Here is a 14,933-nt window from a genome sequence, read left to right as displayed (position 1 = left end):
AGCTTACGATAGGCGTTTTGTCAAAAAGCCGACAGCCGCCGGAACGGGAGTTCACACATGACCACCACTTCCAGTACTTCGAGTACGACCAGCACGACCTCCGTCAGTAGTTCGGGCGGCATCACTGTCAGCGGCGTCGGTTCGGGTATCGATACGGCCGCCATCGTCGAGGCCCTGGTCAACGCCCAGAAGGCGCCGAAACAGGACCAGATCACGGCGCAGCTGTCGACCACGGCGGCGTTGAGCTCTGCGGTCAGCACTGTCAATGACGCATTGAAAACGTTCACCACCGCCATGGCGGCGTTGAATGATGTCAACTCGTTCACTGGCCTGGCGGCGACTTCGTCCGATGAGACGACGGCGACTGCCACCTCGAGCAACACGGCGGCGGCGGGTACCTACAACCTGGACGTAACGCAAATTGCCACCAGCTCGAAGGTCACCACGGCGGCGGTTTCGGGCGGCGCGAAGACCGTCATGAACACTGACGCGACGACACTGAGTATCACCCAGGCCAATGGCACTGCGTACTCGGTGTCCCTGGCGGCGAATACCACGCTGTCGGGTGTGCGCGACGCGATCAACAGTCAGCTGCAGTCAGCCGGTATCTCGGCCAACCTGGTAACTGACTCCACCGGCGCGTCGCGGCTGGTGCTGTCGTCCACCACCACGGGCGCCGATACCGGTCTGTCGGTGAGTGGCATTGATGCCTTGGCTGTCGACGGTACCCAGAAAGGTTCGAGCAGTGGCGCCGGCTATCTGGGGACTCTGCCTCAAGATGCGATCTACTCGATCGATGGTCTGGACAGCATGACCAGTTCCAGCAACTCGCTGACGACTGCGATCAGTGGTGTGACTATCAATCTGACCGGAGACGGCAGCACTGCCATCACGGTAGGCTCCAGCACCGACGACATGAAAACCTCGGTAACCACCTTCGTCAGCGCCTACAACGCGCTGATGCTGGCAGTCACCGCGCAGACCGCAGTAACCGCCACTGGCGCCACCGACAGTACCAGCACCTCGGCCACCACCACGGCTGGCGCGCTGACGGGTGACTCGGGCATTCGCTCGTTGCTGGCGTCCATCCAGGGGCAGCTGACCAAGTCGAGCACCACCAGCGGCAACCTCAGCATCCTTTCGCAGTTGGGCGTCACCACGCAGACCGATGGCACGCTGCTGATGAACAGCACCACCTGGGATACGGCGATGACCACCAACGCTGGCAACGTCGCCGGCTTGTTCGTGGGTACCGATGGCTTGCTCAGCCGCTTGACCTCGGTGATCACGCCCTACACTCAGACTGGCGGTATTCTCGAGACGCGGGTCAAGCAGTACGCGGCCACCACGAGCGACCTGACTGATCAGCAGGAGGATCTGGACGCACGCATGACCACCCTGACTACCACCCTGACAGCCAAGTACGCGGCCATGGACACCCTGGTAGCCCAGCTCAACGCCACCAGCTCCAGCGTGATGACCACCTTGAACTCGCTGAACTCCAGCTCGTCGGACTGATCGGCGCCGCTGAAAAGGGCCCGGGTCCGTCGATATCGACGGCCCGGGCTTTGTCGTTTCAGAGTGCCCCCATGGCATACCCCTAAAGTTTTTTGCGGGCCAGTCGACACAATGGTCATGCAAACACACATCACTGTTGACGTGTAACGAGGAAGCAACATGAATCCCATGAAAGCCCTTCGCCAATACCAGAAGGTCAGTTCTGTGGCGCAGACCTCCGAGGCGAGCCCTCACCGCCTGGTGCAAATGCTCATGGAAGGCGGGCTCGATCGCCTGGCGCAAGCCAAAGGCGCATTGAGCCGTGGCCAGATTGCGCAGAAGGGCCTCATGCTGAGCAAGGCCATCGAGATCATCGGCGGCCTGCGTACCGGCCTGGACCCTGAAAAGAGCGGTGGCGACCCGGCCTCGCTGCAGGACCTGGATGCGCTGTACGCTTACATGATGCAACGCCTGGGCGAAGCCAACCGCAAGAACGATCCGGAAATGATCGACGAGGTTGCGCGGCTGCTGATTACCGTGAAGAGTGGCTGGGACGCCATTGCTACAGTTGAGTGAAGCCAATGTCCGAGGAAGTCGACATGAGTGCGCTGCAACGAATTGAATACACCCGTCATGCCCTCAGCGATGCGCTGGCCGCCCGTGACTGGGAAGCCATCCGCGAACTGGACCGCCAATGCCGGGCCTGCGTGGATGCGCTGGCCGCCGAAAAGCCCGCCGACGAGCCGGAATTGCGCAGCAAGCTGGAAGGTTTGCTGGCGGTGTATCGGCAGTTGCTGGAGGCCAGCAAGGGTGAGCGCGCGGCAATAGTCGACGAGATGTCACAACTGAAACATGCGCACAACGCTGCAAAGGTTTACCATCTGTTCCGTTAATTTGCTCGGTTGATCAGAAGTAATGCGCCATAAATTTGACTGTATTCGCTTTTTTGACTTAACTAGTAGCTGTTTACTTTCTTCAGACGTCTAAAGGCCATAACCAGCCGATTTTCGTCTAGCTTGCCCATTGCGGGCATCGAGTTGACTAGGGAAGTTGCTATTGCATGTGGCGTGAAACCAAAATTCTGCTAATCGATGACGATAGCGTTCGCCGCCGGGACCTGGCGGTGATACTCAATTTTCTCGGCGAAGAAAATTTGCCCTGCACCAGTACCGACTGGCAGCAGGTGGTCGATTCGTTGTCGTCGAATCGGGAAGTGCTTTGCGTCCTGGTAGGGACTGTGAACACACCCGGTACCCTTCAGGGCTTGCTTAAGACCATCGCCGGGTGGGATGAGTTCCTTCCGGTGCTGCTTTTGGGTGACACGGCCACTGGCGACTTGCCAGAAGACTTGCGCCGGCGCGTGCTTTCCAGCCTGGAAATGCCGCCCAGCTACAGCAAGTTGCTGGACAGCCTGCACCGCGCCCAGGTCTATCGCGAGATGTATGACCAGGCCCGTGAGCGTGGCCGGCAGCGCGAGCCCAACCTGTTCCGCAGCCTGGTAGGCACCAGCCGTGCCATCCAGCACGTGCGCCAGATGATGCAGCAGGTGGCCGACACCGACGCCAGCGTGCTGATCCTGGGCGAGTCGGGCACCGGCAAGGAAGTGGTGGCGCGCAACCTGCACTACCATTCCAAGCGCCGCGACGCGCCATTCGTGCCGGTCAACTGCGGGGCCATTCCGGCCGAGTTGCTGGAAAGCGAGCTGTTCGGCCATGAGAAGGGCGCATTCACCGGCGCCATCACCAGCCGCGCCGGGCGTTTCGAACTGGCCAACGGCGGCACCCTGTTCCTCGACGAAATTGGCGACATGCCGCTGCCAATGCAGGTCAAGTTGCTGCGCGTGTTGCAGGAGCGCACCTTCGAACGCGTGGGCAGCAACAAGACCCAGAGCATCGACGTGCGCATCATCGCCGCCACGCACAAGAACCTGGAAAGCATGATCGAGGTGGGTACGTTCCGTGAGGACCTGTACTACCGCCTGAACGTGTTCCCGATTGAAATGGCACCGCTGCGCGAACGCGTCGAAGACATTCCGTTGTTGATGAACGAACTGATCTCGCGCATGGAACATGAAAAGCGCGGCTCCATTCGTTTCAACTCTGCTGCAATCATGTCGCTGTGCCGCCACGGCTGGCCGGGCAACGTTCGCGAACTGGCCAACCTGGTGGAGCGCATGGCAATCATGCATCCGTACGGGGTTATCGGTGTCGCCGAGCTGCCGAAGAAATTCCGTTACGTCGATGACGAAGACGAGCAATTGGTCGACAGCCTGCGCAGTGACCTTGAAGAGCGCGTGGCCATCAACGGCCATACCCCGGACTTCACCACCGGCGCGATGCTGCCGCCCGAAGGCCTGGACCTCAAGGACTACCTGGGTGGCCTGGAGCAGGGGTTGATTCAGCAAGCCCTGGACGATGCCAACGGTATTGTCGCCCGCGCCGCCGAACGCCTGCGTATCCGCCGTACTACCCTGGTGGAAAAAATGCGCAAATACGGCATGAGCCGTCGTGAAGGTGACGATCAGACAGATGATTGACGCCTGAGTTCCCCCGAGCGGTGCAGGGATGCACCGCTGAACTTGCCTTGTAGCTTTTTCCTCGCTTTTCCCCTTCTCGTAAACCCCCGTCCTCATTGGCTTTCCTTGATTTGTATCAAGGATGATTCCAATCTCTGCGGCTGTGATGGCCCGCACAAAATGATCCGGCACGACGATTGCTACATGTCAGCAACGATACCTGTTTATGACGGTATGCCACGCGAGAGATCACGATGCCACAGGCCGCCCCCATGACCAACGCCCCTGAACTCGAGGGCCAACCCTCCGTCGAGCAAACCAGCCGGCTTGGCCTTGAGCAGGCGTTCGCGCTGTTCAACCAGATGTCGACGCAACTCAGCGACTCCTACAGCATGCTGGAAGCCCGGGTGGCCGAGCTCAAGGGCGAACTGGCAGTAGTCAGTGCCCAGCGCATGGCCGAGCTGGCCGAGAAAGAGCGCCTGGCCAACCGCCTGCAGCACCTGCTGGACCTGCTGCCCGGTGGCGTGATTGTCATCGACGGCCACGGCGTGGTGCGCGAGGCCAACCCGGCCGCTACCTTGCTGCTGGGTGAGCCGCTGGAAGGCGTGCTGTGGCGCCAGGTGATTGCCCGCTGTTTCTCGCCGCGTGAAGACGACGGCCACGAGATTTCCCTGAAGGACGGCCGCCGGTTGTCCATCGCCACCCGCTCCCTCGACGCCGAGCCGGGGCAGTTGGTGCTGCTGAATGACCTGACGGAAACCCGTCGGTTGCAGGACCAGCTGGCGCGCCACGAGCGTTTGTCGTCGCTGGGCCGCATGGTCGCTTCGCTCGCCCACCAGATCCGCACGCCGCTGTCGGCCGCGCTGCTCTACGCCAGTCATTTGACGGAGCAGGCGCTGCCGGTGGAAACCCAGCAACGCTTCGCCGGCCGCCTGAAAGAGCGCCTGCATGAGCTGGAACACCAGGTGCGCGACATGCTGGTGTTCGCCCGCGGCGAGCTGCCGCTCAGTGACCGCCTGACACCCCGGGCGCTGTTCGAGGCCTTGCAGTCGGCGGCCCACACCCATGTGCAGGATTTGTCGGTGCGCTGGCAGTTCGACTGCCCGCGTGGCGAGCTGCTGTGCAACCGCGACACCCTGGTGGGGGCGCTGCTGAACCTGATCGAAAACTCGATCCAGTCCAGCCAGGGCCAGGTGCACCTGAAGATTCACTTGTACGCCCGTGATCACCAACTGCGCCTGGCGGTCAGCGACAACGGCAGTGGCATCGAGCCGGCCGTGCTGGCGCGCCTGGGCGAACCGTTCTTTACCACCAAGACCACCGGCACCGGCCTCGGCCTGGCTGTGGTCAAGGCCGTGTCCCGCGCCCACCAGGGCGAGCTGGCGATTTCCTCGCGGCTGGGGCGCGGCACCTGTGCGCTGGTGACGCTGCCACTGATCCATACCCGTGCGGTGCAGGAGTAACGCTGATGGCTATCAAGGTCCTGCTGGTCGAAGATGATCGGGCCCTGCGCGAGGCGCTGGGTGACACGCTGGAGCTGGGCGGTTATGACTACCGCGCGGTGGGCAGTGCCGAAGACGCCTTGCTGGCCGTTGGTGCCGAGGTGTTCGGCATGGTCATCAGCGACGTCAACATGCCGGGCATGGATGGCCATCAGCTGTTGTGCCAATTGCGCGCGCGCCAGCCGCAGCTGCCGGTGTTGCTGATGACCGCCCATGCCGCCGTCGACCGCGCCGTGGAAGCGATGCGCGCCGGCGCCGCCGATTACCTGGTCAAGCCGTTCCTGCCCAAGGCCCTGCTGGACCTAGTGGCCCGGCACGCCCTGGGTTGCCTGGGTGCTACTGAAAGCGAAGGGCCGGTGGCAGTCGAGCCGGCCAGTGCCAAGCTGCTGGAGCTGGCCGCGCGCGTGGCACGCAGTGATTCGACGGTGCTGATCTCGGGCGAGTCCGGAACCGGCAAGGAAGTGCTGGCGCGCTACATTCACCAGCAGTCGAACCGGGCCAACCGGCCATTCATTGCCATCAACTGCGCGGCCATCCCCGACAACATGCTCGAAGCCACGCTGTTCGGCCATGAGAAAGGCTCGTTCACCGGCGCCATCGCGGCGCAGGCAGGCAAGTTCGAACAGGCCGACGGCGGCACGCTGCTGCTCGACGAGATTTCTGAAATGCCCCTGGGCCTGCAGGCCAAGCTGCTGCGGGTGCTGCAGGAGCGTGAAGTGGAGCGGGTAGGGGCGCGCAAGCCGATTGCCCTGGACATTCGCGTGGTGGCCACCACCAACCGCGACCTGGCTGGCGAGGTGGCGGCGGGGCGCTTCCGTGAAGACCTGTACTACCGCCTGTCAGTGTTCCCGCTGGCCTGGCAGCCGCTGCGCGAGCGCACCGCCGACATTCTGCCGCTGGCCGAGCGCCTGCTGGCCAAGCACGTCAATAAAATGAAGCATGCTGCCGTGCGCCTGGCGCCCGGCGCCCAGGCCTGCCTGGTGAACTACCCGTGGCCGGGCAACGTGCGCGAACTGGACAACGCCATTCAGCGCGCGCTGATTCTGCAGCAGGGCGGGCTGATCCAGGCCGAGGATTTCTGCCTGGCGGGCCCTGTGGGTGCGGCGCCACTGCCGGCCTTGAGCATCGTGCGCAGTGCGCCGGCGGCCGTCGAGTCCTTGACGGCGCTGCCGGCGGAAACGGCCGGGGCGCTGGGCGACGACCTGCGCCGCCGGGAATTCCAGCTGATCATCGACACCCTGCGCACCGAGCGCGGGCGCCGCAAGGAAGCCGCCGAGCGCCTGGGCATCAGCCCGCGCACCTTGCGCTACAAGCTGGCGCAGATGCGCGATGCGGGCATGGACGTGGAAGCCAGCCTGTACGCCAGTTGAATATGTAACGCCTGACACGAACCCTTGTGGGAGCTGGCACCCTTGTTGCTACCTCCTTTGTATCCGTTGTAACAGTGTCAAAAAATTGCGGGCCGTCGGAGAGAGTGATCCATGAGCCAAGGTATTGAATTCAACCGTCTGATTATGGACATGCGCACCATGCAGGCAGACGCCATGGGCGTCAGCAAGACTGCCGTGGCCCCGGAAACAGCGGGTACCAGCAGCTTTGCCGAGCTGCTGGGCAATGCAGTCAACAAAGTCAGCGACACCCAGCAGGCGTCCGACCAGTTGGCCAACGCCTTCGAAATCGGCAAGAGCGGTGTCGACATCACTGACGTGATGGTGGCGTCGCAGAAAGCCAGCGTGTCGTTCCAGGCGCTGACCCAGGTACGCAACAAGCTGGTTCAGGCGTACCAAGACATCATGCAGATGCCGGTATAAGGGCGAGATTGAGACATGGCAGACGCAGTCGTGGATAACGTACCAGCCAAGAACGGCGCAGCCGGCGGCAAGCCGCCGCTGTTTGGCCTGTCCTTCCTGGAAAATATTTCCAAGATGACCATGTTGCGTCAGGTGGGCCTGTTGGTCGGCCTGGCTGCCAGCGTGGCGATTGGTTTTGCCGTGGTGCTGTGGTCGCAGCAGCCCGATTACCGTCCGTTGTACGGCAGCCTGGCCGGCATGGACACCAAGCAGGTGATGGAAACCCTTAACGCGGCGGACATCCCCTACACCGTTGAGCCCAACTCCGGCGCGCTGCTGGTCAAGGCCGATGACATCGGCCGTGCGCGCATGAAGCTGGCCGCCGCTGGCGTGGCGCCGAGCGACGGCAACGTCGGCTACGAAATCATGGACAAGGAACAGGCGCTGGGCACCAGCCAGTTCATGGAAACCGCCCGCTACCGTCAAGGCCTTGAAGGCGAGCTGGCCCGCACCATCTCCAGCCTGAACAACGTCAAGGGCGCCCGCGTACACCTGGCCATTCCGAAAAGCTCGGTGTTCGTGCGTGACGACCGCAAGCCTACCGCCTCGGTATTGGTGGAACTGTACCCGGGCCGCACCCTGGACGCAGGCCAGGTGCTGGCCATCGTCAACCTGGTGGCCACCAGCGTGCCTGAAATGGACAAGTCCGGCGTTGCCGTGGTGGACCAGAAAGGCAACCTGCTGTCCGAGCAACTGCAAGACTCCGAGCTGACCATGGCCGGCAAGCAGTTCGACTACAGCCGCAAAATGGAAAGCATGCTCACCCAGCGTGTGCACAACATTCTGGAGCCGGTGCTGGGCAACGACCGCTACAAGGCCGAAGTGTCGGCCAACGTCGACTTCAGCGCCGTTGAATCCACCAGCGAGCAGTTCAACCCCGACCAGCCGGCCCTGCGCAGCGAGCAGTCGGTGACCGAACAACGTTCCAGTGGCAGCGGCCCGTCCGGCGTGCCCGGTGCCTTGACCAACCAGCCACCGGCCCCGGCCAGTGCCCCGCAGAAAACCGGTGGCGCCGCTACCGCCGCTGCGCCTGCCGCTATTCCGCCAGGCCAGCCGCTGCTGGACGCCAATGGCCAGCAGATCATGGACCCGGCCACCGGCCAACCGATGCTGGCGCCGTACCCGGCCGACAAGCGTAACCAGTCGACCAAGAACTTCGAGCTGGACCGTTCCATCAGCCACACCAAACAGCAGCAGGGTCGCCTGACCCGCCTGTCGGTGGCGGTAGTGGTCGACGACCAGGTCAAGACTGACGCCAAGGGCGAGGTCACCCACACGCCGTGGAGTGCCGACGACCTGGGCCGCTTCACCCGCCTGGTGCAGGACGCCGTTGGCTTCGACGCCAGCCGTGGTGACAGCGTGACCGTGATCAACGCACCGTTCTCCGCCGACCGTGGCGAAGTGGTGCCGGAAGTTTCCTTCTACCAGCAACCCTGGTTCTGGGAAGTGGTCAAGCAGGTACTGGGCGTGCTGTTTATCCTGGTGCTGGTGTTTGGCGTGTTGCGCCCGGTGCTCAACAACATCACCGGTGGTGGCAAGGGCAAAGGCTTGGTCGGCGCCGACGGCGACGTGGAACTGGGTGGCATGGGCGGTCTGGATGGCGAATTGGCCAACGACCGTGTCACCCTGGGCGGGCCGCAGAGTATTCTGCTGCCAAGCCCGAGCGAGGGATATGACGCTCAGCTGAACGCAATCAAGAGTCTGGTGGCCGAAGATCCGGGTCGCGTGGCCCAGGTCGTGAAAGAGTGGATTAACGCCGATGAGTAACAATCAAGCGCTTGCCGCCAAACTGACCAAAGTCGACAAGGCGGCCATCCTCCTGCTGTCCCTGGGCGAGACCGATGCTGCCCAGGTGCTGCGGCACATGGGCCCCAAGGAAGTCCAGAAAGTGGGCGTGGCGATGGCGCAGATGCGCAACGTGCACCGCGAGCAGGTCGAGCAGGTGATGAGCGAGTTCGTCGACATCGTCGGCGACCAGACCAGCCTGGGCGTGGGCTCGGATACCTACATCCGCAAGATGCTGACCTCGGCCCTGGGCGAAGACAAGGCCAACGGCCTGATCGACCGCATCCTGCTGGGCGGCAACACCAGCGGCCTGGACAGCCTGAAGTGGATGGAGCCACGCGCCGTGGCCGACGTGATCCGCTACGAACACCCGCAGATCCAGGCCATCGTCGTGGCGTACCTGGACGCCGACCAGGCGGGCGAGGTGCTGGGCCATTTCGACCACAAGGTGCGCCTGGACATCATCCTGCGCGTCTCGTCGTTGAACACCGTGCAACCGGCGGCGCTGAAAGAGCTGAACTTGATTCTGGAGAAGCAGTTCTCGGGCAACTCCAACGCGGCGCGTACTACCCTGGGTGGTATCAAGCGTGCGGCGGACATCATGAACTTCCTCGACAGTTCGGTGGAAGGCGCGTTGATGGACTCGATCCGCGAAGTCGACGAAGACCTGTCCAGCCAGATCGAAGACCTCATGTTCGTGTTCAACAACCTGGCCGACGTCGACGACCGCGGTATCCAGGCGCTGCTGCGCGAAGTGTCTTCCGACGTGCTGGTGCTGGCCCTCAAGGGCTCGGACGAGAACGTCAAGGAGAAGATCTTCAAGAACATGTCCAAGCGTGCCGCCGAGCTGCTGCGCGACGACCTGGAGGCCAAGGGCCCGGTGCGCGTCAGCGACGTGGAAACGGCGCAGAAGGAAATCCTCACCATTGCCCGTCGCATGGCCGAAGCCGGCGAGATCGTGCTGGGTGGCAAGGGTGGCGAGGAAATGATCTAACCGTCTTTCCTGTGGTCTAGTTGTTGTGGGAGCTGGCTTGCCAGCGAGTTTTTGCGGCCGTTCCCACATTACCCGTCATGCACCCTGTATTCTGGCGCCATCAGGAATAACCAATGTCCCGCCCTTCCGAACAACACCCCAGCGACCTGATCCGCGCCGAAGACCTGCAAGGCGTCGACCTGTGGGCTATCCCAAGCTTTGACCCCGAAGAGCCCGAGCCTGAGCCCGAACCCGAGCCGATCGTCGAGGAAATCGAGGAAGTGCCGCTGGAAGAAGTCCAGCCGCTGACCCTGGAAGAACTCGAAAGCATCCGCCAGGAGGCCTACAACGAAGGCTTCGCCACGGGCGAGAAGGAAGGTTTTCACAGCACCACGCTCAAGGTGCGCCAGGAGGCCGAAGTGGCCCTGGCCGCCAAGCTGCAAAGCCTGGAGCAACTGATGGGCCATCTGATGGCGCCCATCGCCGAGCAGGACAGCCAGATCGAGAAGTCGCTGGTGGAGCTGGTAGGGCACATCACCCGCCAGGTGATCCAGCGCGAACTCAAGACCGACTCCAGCCAGATCGAACACGTGCTGCGTGAATCGCTGAAGCTGCTGCCCATGGGCGCCGGCAACGTGCGCATCTTCGTCAACCCGCAGGATTTCGAGCAGGTAAAAGCCCTGCGCGAGCGCCATGAAGAAAGCTGGCGCATCCTTGAAGACGAAGTGCTGCTGCCGGGCGGCTGCCGCGTGGAGTCCGAGCACAGCCGCATCGACGCCAGCATGGAAACGCGTATTACCCAGGCCATCGCCCAGCTGTTCGACCAGTTGCACGAGCAGGCCCTGCACCCCGCCGAAGCCGACGTCAGTGTCGACCTGGAAGGCCCTGATGCGCCTTGAACGCACCAGCTTCGCCAAGCGCCTGGGCGGCTATGCGCCCGCCATTACCCTGCCAAGGCAGCCGGTGCTGGAAGGGCGCCTGCTGCGCATGGTCGGCCTGACGCTTGAGGCGGAAGGCCTGCGCGCCGCCATGGGCAGCCGCTGCGTGGTGATCAACGACGACAGCCATCACCCGGTGCAGGTGGAAGCCGAAGTCATGGGCTTCTCGGGCACCAAGATATTCCTCATGCCCGTCGGCAGCGTCGCTGGCATCGCCCCTGGCGCCCGCGTGGTGCCGCTGGCCGACACCGGCCGCCTGCCCATGGGCATGAGCATGCTGGGGCGGATTCTTGACGGTGCCGGCCGCGCGCTGGACGGCAAGGGCGGCATGAAAGCCGAAGACTGGGTGCCCATGGACGGCCCCACCATCAACCCGCTCAAGCGCGACCCCATCAGCCAGCCGCTGGACGTGGGCATTCGCAGCATCAACGGTTTGCTGACAGTAGGGCGCGGCCAGCGCCTGGGCCTGTTCGCCGGTACCGGCGTGGGCAAGAGCGTGCTGCTGGGCATGATGACCCGCTTCACCGAGGCCGACATCATTGTGGTGGGGCTGATTGGCGAGCGGGGCCGCGAGGTGAAGGAATTCATCGAGCACATCCTCGGTGAAGAAGGCCTCAAGCGCTCGGTGGTGGTGGCATCGCCCGCCGACGAAGCGCCGCTGATGCGCCTGCGCGCCGCCATGTACTGCACGCGCATCGCCGAATATTTCCGCGACAAGGGCAAAAACGTCCTGTTGCTGATGGACTCCCTGACCCGTTTCGCCCAGGCCCAGCGGGAAATCGCCCTGGCCATCGGCGAGCCGCCGGCCACCAAGGGTTACCCGCCGTCGGTGTTCGCCAAGCTGCCCAAGCTGGTGGAGCGCGCCGGCAACGCCGAGGCCGGGGGCGGTTCCATTACCGCCTTCTACACCGTGCTGTCGGAGGGCGACGACCAGCAGGACCCCATCGCCGACTCGGCGCGGGGCGTGCTCGACGGCCATATCGTGCTGTCCCGGCGCCTGGCGGAGGAGGGGCACTACCCGGCCATCGACATCGAGGCGTCCATCAGCCGGGTCATGCCCAGCGTGGTCAGCCCGCAGCACATGGGCCAGGCCCAGCACTTCAAACAACTGTGGTCGCGCTACCAGCAGAGCCGCGACCTGATCAGCGTCGGCGCCTACGTGCCCGGCGGCGACCGCGAGACGGACCTGGCGATCAACCTGCACCCGACCCTGGTGCGCTACCTGCGCCAGGGCCTTGACGACAACGAGAGCCTGGAAGCCAGCAGCGAACGCCTGGCGGCCGTGTTCAAACCCGTCGCGCCGAGCTGATAAGCCATGGCCCTCAGCCGCGCAGCACGCCTGGCCCCGGTGGTCGACATGGCCGAGAAGGCCGAGCGCACTGCTGCCCAGCGCCTGGGCCACTTCCAGGGCCAGGTGCGGTTGTCGGAAACCAAGCTGGCGGAACTTGACCGCTACCGCGTGGACTACCAGGCGCAGTGGCACACCTACGGCAGCAAGGGCGTGTCCGGCCAGTGGCTGATGAACTACCAGCGGTTTTTGAACCAATTGGAAACCGCCGTTGCCCAACAGAAGCAGAGCCTGGCCTGGCACCAGAAGAACCTGGAGAACGCCCGGGGCACCTGGCAGCAGGCCTACGCGCGGGTCGAGGGCCTGCGCAAGCTGGTGCAACGTTATATTGACGAGGCCCGGCAACTGGAAGACCGCCGGGAGCAGAAACTGCTGGACGAGTTGTCCCAGCGTTTGCCGCGCCAAGGCAGCTTCTAGCCAATTATTTGTCAAGGGGCAGGTTGCCGGGGTCCGTGCGTGGTGCTAAACCTTGTACGGAGCTGGCTAATTTAAAGGAATTTTGTACATGGCCGTAGAAGCTAATCAATCTGGTGATGGCAAAGAGTTGACCATCAGCATCAAGGGACGCTTTGACTTCGGCTCCCACCAGGACTTCCGCAACGCCTACGAGCGGGTCAACACCAAGCCAACCGCCTACCGCATCGACCTCAAGGACACCACGTACCTGGACAGCTCGGCGTTGGGCATGTTGTTGTTGCTGCGCGACCACGCCGGCGGCGACCACGCCAAGGTCAGGTTGATCAACAGCCAGCCGGACGTGAAGAAAATCCTCGCGATTTCCAACTTCGACAAACTGTTCGAGATCGAATGAACATGCTCGCGGCCAGTGAACCACTGACCGTACTGATCGCCGACGACAACATGACGGATCGCATGTTGCTGTCGAGCATCGTACGGCGTCAGGGCCATCGGGTATTGACCGCCAGCGATGGCCAGGAAGCGGTCGAAGTGTTCGCCCAGCGCCGCCCGCAGCTGGTGCTGCTGGACGCGATGATGCCAGTGGTGGACGGTTTCGAGGCGGCCCGGCAAATCAAGGAGCTGGCGGGCGAAGCCCTGGTGCCGATCATTTTCCTCACCTCCCTTACCGAAGAGGAAGCGCTGGTGCGCTGCCTGGAAGCGGGCGGCGACGACTTTCTGGCGAAGCCCTACAACCAGGTGATCCTGGCGGCCAAGATCAAGGCCATGGACCGCATGCGCCGCCTGCAGGCCACCGTGCTGGAGCAGCGCGACCAGATCACCCGCCACCACGGCTACCTGCTCAACGAGCAGCGCGTGGCCAAGGCCGTGTTCGACCAGGTGGCCCATTCCGGCTGCCTCAGCTCGCCCAACATCCGCTACATGCAGTCGCCCTACGCGCTGTTCAACGGCGACCTGCTGCTGGCCTCGTTCACGCCATCGGGCGGCATGCACCTGCTGCTGGGCGACTTCACCGGCCACGGCTTGCCGGCGGCGGTGGGCGCCATGCCCCTGGCCGAGGTGTTCTACGGCATGACCGCCAAGGGCTACGGGCTGCCGGAAATCCTCCGGGAGATGAACGCCAAGCTCAAGCGCATCCTGCCCGTGGACATGTTCTGCTGCGCAACCCTGCTCAACCTGAATTTCCAGCGGCGCATTGTCGAGGTGTGGAACGGCGGCATGCCCGACGGGTACCTGCACCGCCTGGAAACCGGCGAACACGTGCCGCTGCGTTCGCGCCACCTGCCCTTGGGTGTGCTGTCGCGCGCGACGTTCCAGGAGAAGACCGAAACCTTCTCCCTGCAGCCTGGCGACCGGCTGTTCCTGATGTCCGATGGCGTCATCGACACCGCCAACAGCGATGACCAGCTGTTCGGCCTGGAACGCCTGCAGCGGGTGTTCGAGCTGAACAAGGACCCCGACCAGCTGTTCGAGGACATCCAGGCGGCGCTGAAGGCCTTCCGTGGCGAGTCCCGTGATGACGTCAGCATGGTCCAGGTGACCATGGTCGAGCCCGACGTGCTGGTGCCGCCGGCCACCGTGTACTCCGACAGCGGCGCCTCCAGCCCGCTGAACTGGTCCATGAGCCTGGAATTGCGCGCCGACACCCTCAAGCGTTTCAACCCGCTGCCCTACCTGCTGCAGCTGCTGCAGGAGATCCACGGCCTGCGGGCCCAGAGCGGCGCGCTGTACAGCGTGCTCTCCGAACTGTATTCCAACGCGCTGGAGCATGGCGTGCTGGGGCTCGATTCGAGCCTGAAGCGCGATGCCGAAGGATTTGCACAATACTATGAGCAGCGCAATACTCGCCTCAGCCAACTCAAGGACGGTTACGTGCGCCTGCACTTCCTGGTCACCCCGGAAGGCAATGGCGGCCGTCTGATCATCGATGTCGAGGATAGCGGCCATGGCTTCGACCCGCGCCAGGTGATGGCGCGCCCCGCCGAGGAAAAAGGTCTTTCCGGGCGGGGCCTGAAACTCATCCGGCAACTGAGCGACAGCGCTCAATGGTCGGAAGACGGTCGAAGCGCCTGCGTGGAATTTTCCTGGGGGGCTCTGGCATAATCCCG

The 14,933-nt window shown here is 63.4% G+C and carries 14 protein-coding genes; all 14 read left to right on the top strand.

Annotation, left to right across the window (positions count from 1 at the left end; all coding sequences use genetic code 11):
• The first annotated feature begins 57 nt into the window (after nt 1-57).
• Nucleotides 58-1,518: a flagellar filament capping protein FliD gene (gene fliD, locus AC0SZ7_RS20960; RefSeq protein ID WP_475506175.1), complete on the top strand. Its 1,461-nt coding sequence runs from the start codon at nt 58-60 to the stop codon at nt 1,516-1,518.
• A 159-nt stretch (nt 1,519-1,677) separates the two neighbouring features.
• Nucleotides 1,678-2,073: a flagellar export chaperone FliS gene (gene fliS, locus AC0SZ7_RS20955; RefSeq protein WP_475506174.1), complete on the top strand. Its 396-nt coding sequence runs from the start codon at nt 1,678-1,680 to the stop codon at nt 2,071-2,073.
• A gap of 23 nt (nt 2,074-2,096) precedes the next feature.
• Nucleotides 2,097-2,390 (top strand): flagellar protein FliT, encoded by a 294-nt coding sequence (gene fliT / locus AC0SZ7_RS20950; protein ID WP_475506173.1) that lies wholly within the window; start codon nt 2,097-2,099, stop codon nt 2,388-2,390.
• 167 nt (nt 2,391-2,557) lie between these two features.
• The gene (locus tag AC0SZ7_RS20945; RefSeq protein ID WP_475506172.1) at nt 2,558-4,033 is read left to right on the top strand and encodes a sigma-54 dependent transcriptional regulator; all 1,476 of its coding nucleotides are present in this window, start codon (nt 2,558-2,560) and stop codon (nt 4,031-4,033) included.
• 251 nt (nt 4,034-4,284) lie between these two features.
• The gene (locus AC0SZ7_RS20940) at nt 4,285-5,475 is read left to right on the top strand and encodes a sensor histidine kinase (protein ID WP_475506171.1); all 1,191 of its coding nucleotides are present in this window, start codon (nt 4,285-4,287) and stop codon (nt 5,473-5,475) included.
• Between the two features lie 5 nt (nt 5,476-5,480).
• Nucleotides 5,481-6,884: a sigma-54-dependent transcriptional regulator gene (locus AC0SZ7_RS20935; protein WP_475506170.1), complete on the top strand. Its 1,404-nt coding sequence runs from the start codon at nt 5,481-5,483 to the stop codon at nt 6,882-6,884.
• 111 nt (nt 6,885-6,995) lie between these two features.
• Complete coding sequence (gene fliE / locus AC0SZ7_RS20930; RefSeq protein WP_475506169.1) at nt 6,996-7,325, top strand: flagellar hook-basal body complex protein FliE; 330 nt, start codon at nt 6,996-6,998, stop codon at nt 7,323-7,325.
• 15 nt (nt 7,326-7,340) lie between these two features.
• Nucleotides 7,341-9,131, top strand: a complete 1,791-nt coding sequence (gene fliF, locus AC0SZ7_RS20925; RefSeq protein ID WP_475506168.1) for a flagellar basal-body MS-ring/collar protein FliF — start codon at nt 7,341-7,343, stop codon at nt 9,129-9,131.
• Nucleotides 9,124-10,143, top strand: a complete 1,020-nt coding sequence (gene fliG, locus AC0SZ7_RS20920) for a flagellar motor switch protein FliG (protein ID WP_416426090.1) — start codon at nt 9,124-9,126, stop codon at nt 10,141-10,143. The genes fliF and fliG overlap by 8 nt, the downstream gene beginning before the upstream one ends.
• A 113-nt stretch (nt 10,144-10,256) precedes the next feature.
• A complete protein-coding gene (fliH, locus tag AC0SZ7_RS20915; protein WP_475506167.1) occupies nt 10,257-11,021 on the top strand; it encodes a flagellar assembly protein FliH in 765 nt (254 codons plus the stop codon).
• Nucleotides 11,011-12,369 (top strand): flagellar protein export ATPase FliI, encoded by a 1,359-nt coding sequence (gene fliI / locus AC0SZ7_RS20910; RefSeq protein ID WP_475506166.1) that lies wholly within the window; start codon nt 11,011-11,013, stop codon nt 12,367-12,369. The genes fliH and fliI overlap by 11 nt, the downstream gene beginning before the upstream one ends.
• Before the next feature lie 6 nt (nt 12,370-12,375).
• Nucleotides 12,376-12,825, top strand: a complete 450-nt coding sequence (gene fliJ / locus AC0SZ7_RS20905; protein ID WP_475506165.1) for a flagellar export protein FliJ — start codon at nt 12,376-12,378, stop codon at nt 12,823-12,825.
• Nucleotides 12,826-12,913: 88 nt separating this feature from the next.
• A complete protein-coding gene (locus AC0SZ7_RS20900) occupies nt 12,914-13,219 on the top strand; it encodes an STAS domain-containing protein (protein WP_416426086.1) in 306 nt (101 codons plus the stop codon).
• A 2-nt stretch (nt 13,220-13,221) separates the two neighbouring features.
• Nucleotides 13,222-14,928: a SpoIIE family protein phosphatase gene (locus tag AC0SZ7_RS20895; RefSeq protein ID WP_475506209.1), complete on the top strand. Its 1,707-nt coding sequence runs from the start codon at nt 13,222-13,224 to the stop codon at nt 14,926-14,928.
• The last annotated feature ends 5 nt before the right edge of the window (nt 14,929-14,933 follow it).

Source organism: Pseudomonas sp. JC1203 (genome assembly GCF_056175065.1).
The sequence above is the reverse complement of the archived record's forward strand: the minus strand, read 5'-3'. Positions and strand labels throughout refer to the sequence as shown.

Bases quoted from the DNA above. Each gene is read 5' to 3' on its own strand.
- fliE (WP_475506169.1), top strand. From the start codon at position 6,996: ATGAGCCAAGGTATTGAATTCAACCGTCTGATTATGGACATGCGCACC.
- fliI (WP_475506166.1), top strand. From the start codon at position 11,011: ATGCGCCTTGAACGCACCAGCTTCGCCAAGCGCCTGGGCGGCTATGCG.
- AC0SZ7_RS20940 (WP_475506171.1), top strand. From the start codon at position 4,285: ATGACCAACGCCCCTGAACTCGAGGGCCAACCCTCCGTCGAGCAAACC.
- AC0SZ7_RS20895 (WP_475506209.1), top strand. From the start codon at position 13,222: ATGCTCGCGGCCAGTGAACCACTGACCGTACTGATCGCCGACGACAAC.
- AC0SZ7_RS20900 (WP_416426086.1), top strand. From the start codon at position 12,914: ATGGCCGTAGAAGCTAATCAATCTGGTGATGGCAAAGAGTTGACCATC.
- AC0SZ7_RS20945 (WP_475506172.1), top strand. From the start codon at position 2,558: ATGTGGCGTGAAACCAAAATTCTGCTAATCGATGACGATAGCGTTCGC.
- fliJ (WP_475506165.1), top strand. From the start codon at position 12,376: ATGGCCCTCAGCCGCGCAGCACGCCTGGCCCCGGTGGTCGACATGGCC.
- fliF (WP_475506168.1), top strand. From the start codon at position 7,341: ATGGCAGACGCAGTCGTGGATAACGTACCAGCCAAGAACGGCGCAGCC.
- fliH (WP_475506167.1), top strand. From the start codon at position 10,257: ATGTCCCGCCCTTCCGAACAACACCCCAGCGACCTGATCCGCGCCGAA.
- AC0SZ7_RS20935 (WP_475506170.1), top strand. From the start codon at position 5,481: ATGGCTATCAAGGTCCTGCTGGTCGAAGATGATCGGGCCCTGCGCGAG.
- fliD (WP_475506175.1), top strand. From the start codon at position 58: ATGACCACCACTTCCAGTACTTCGAGTACGACCAGCACGACCTCCGTC.
- fliS (WP_475506174.1), top strand. From the start codon at position 1,678: ATGAATCCCATGAAAGCCCTTCGCCAATACCAGAAGGTCAGTTCTGTG.
- fliT (WP_475506173.1), top strand. From the start codon at position 2,097: ATGAGTGCGCTGCAACGAATTGAATACACCCGTCATGCCCTCAGCGAT.
- fliG (WP_416426090.1), top strand. From the start codon at position 9,124: ATGAGTAACAATCAAGCGCTTGCCGCCAAACTGACCAAAGTCGACAAG.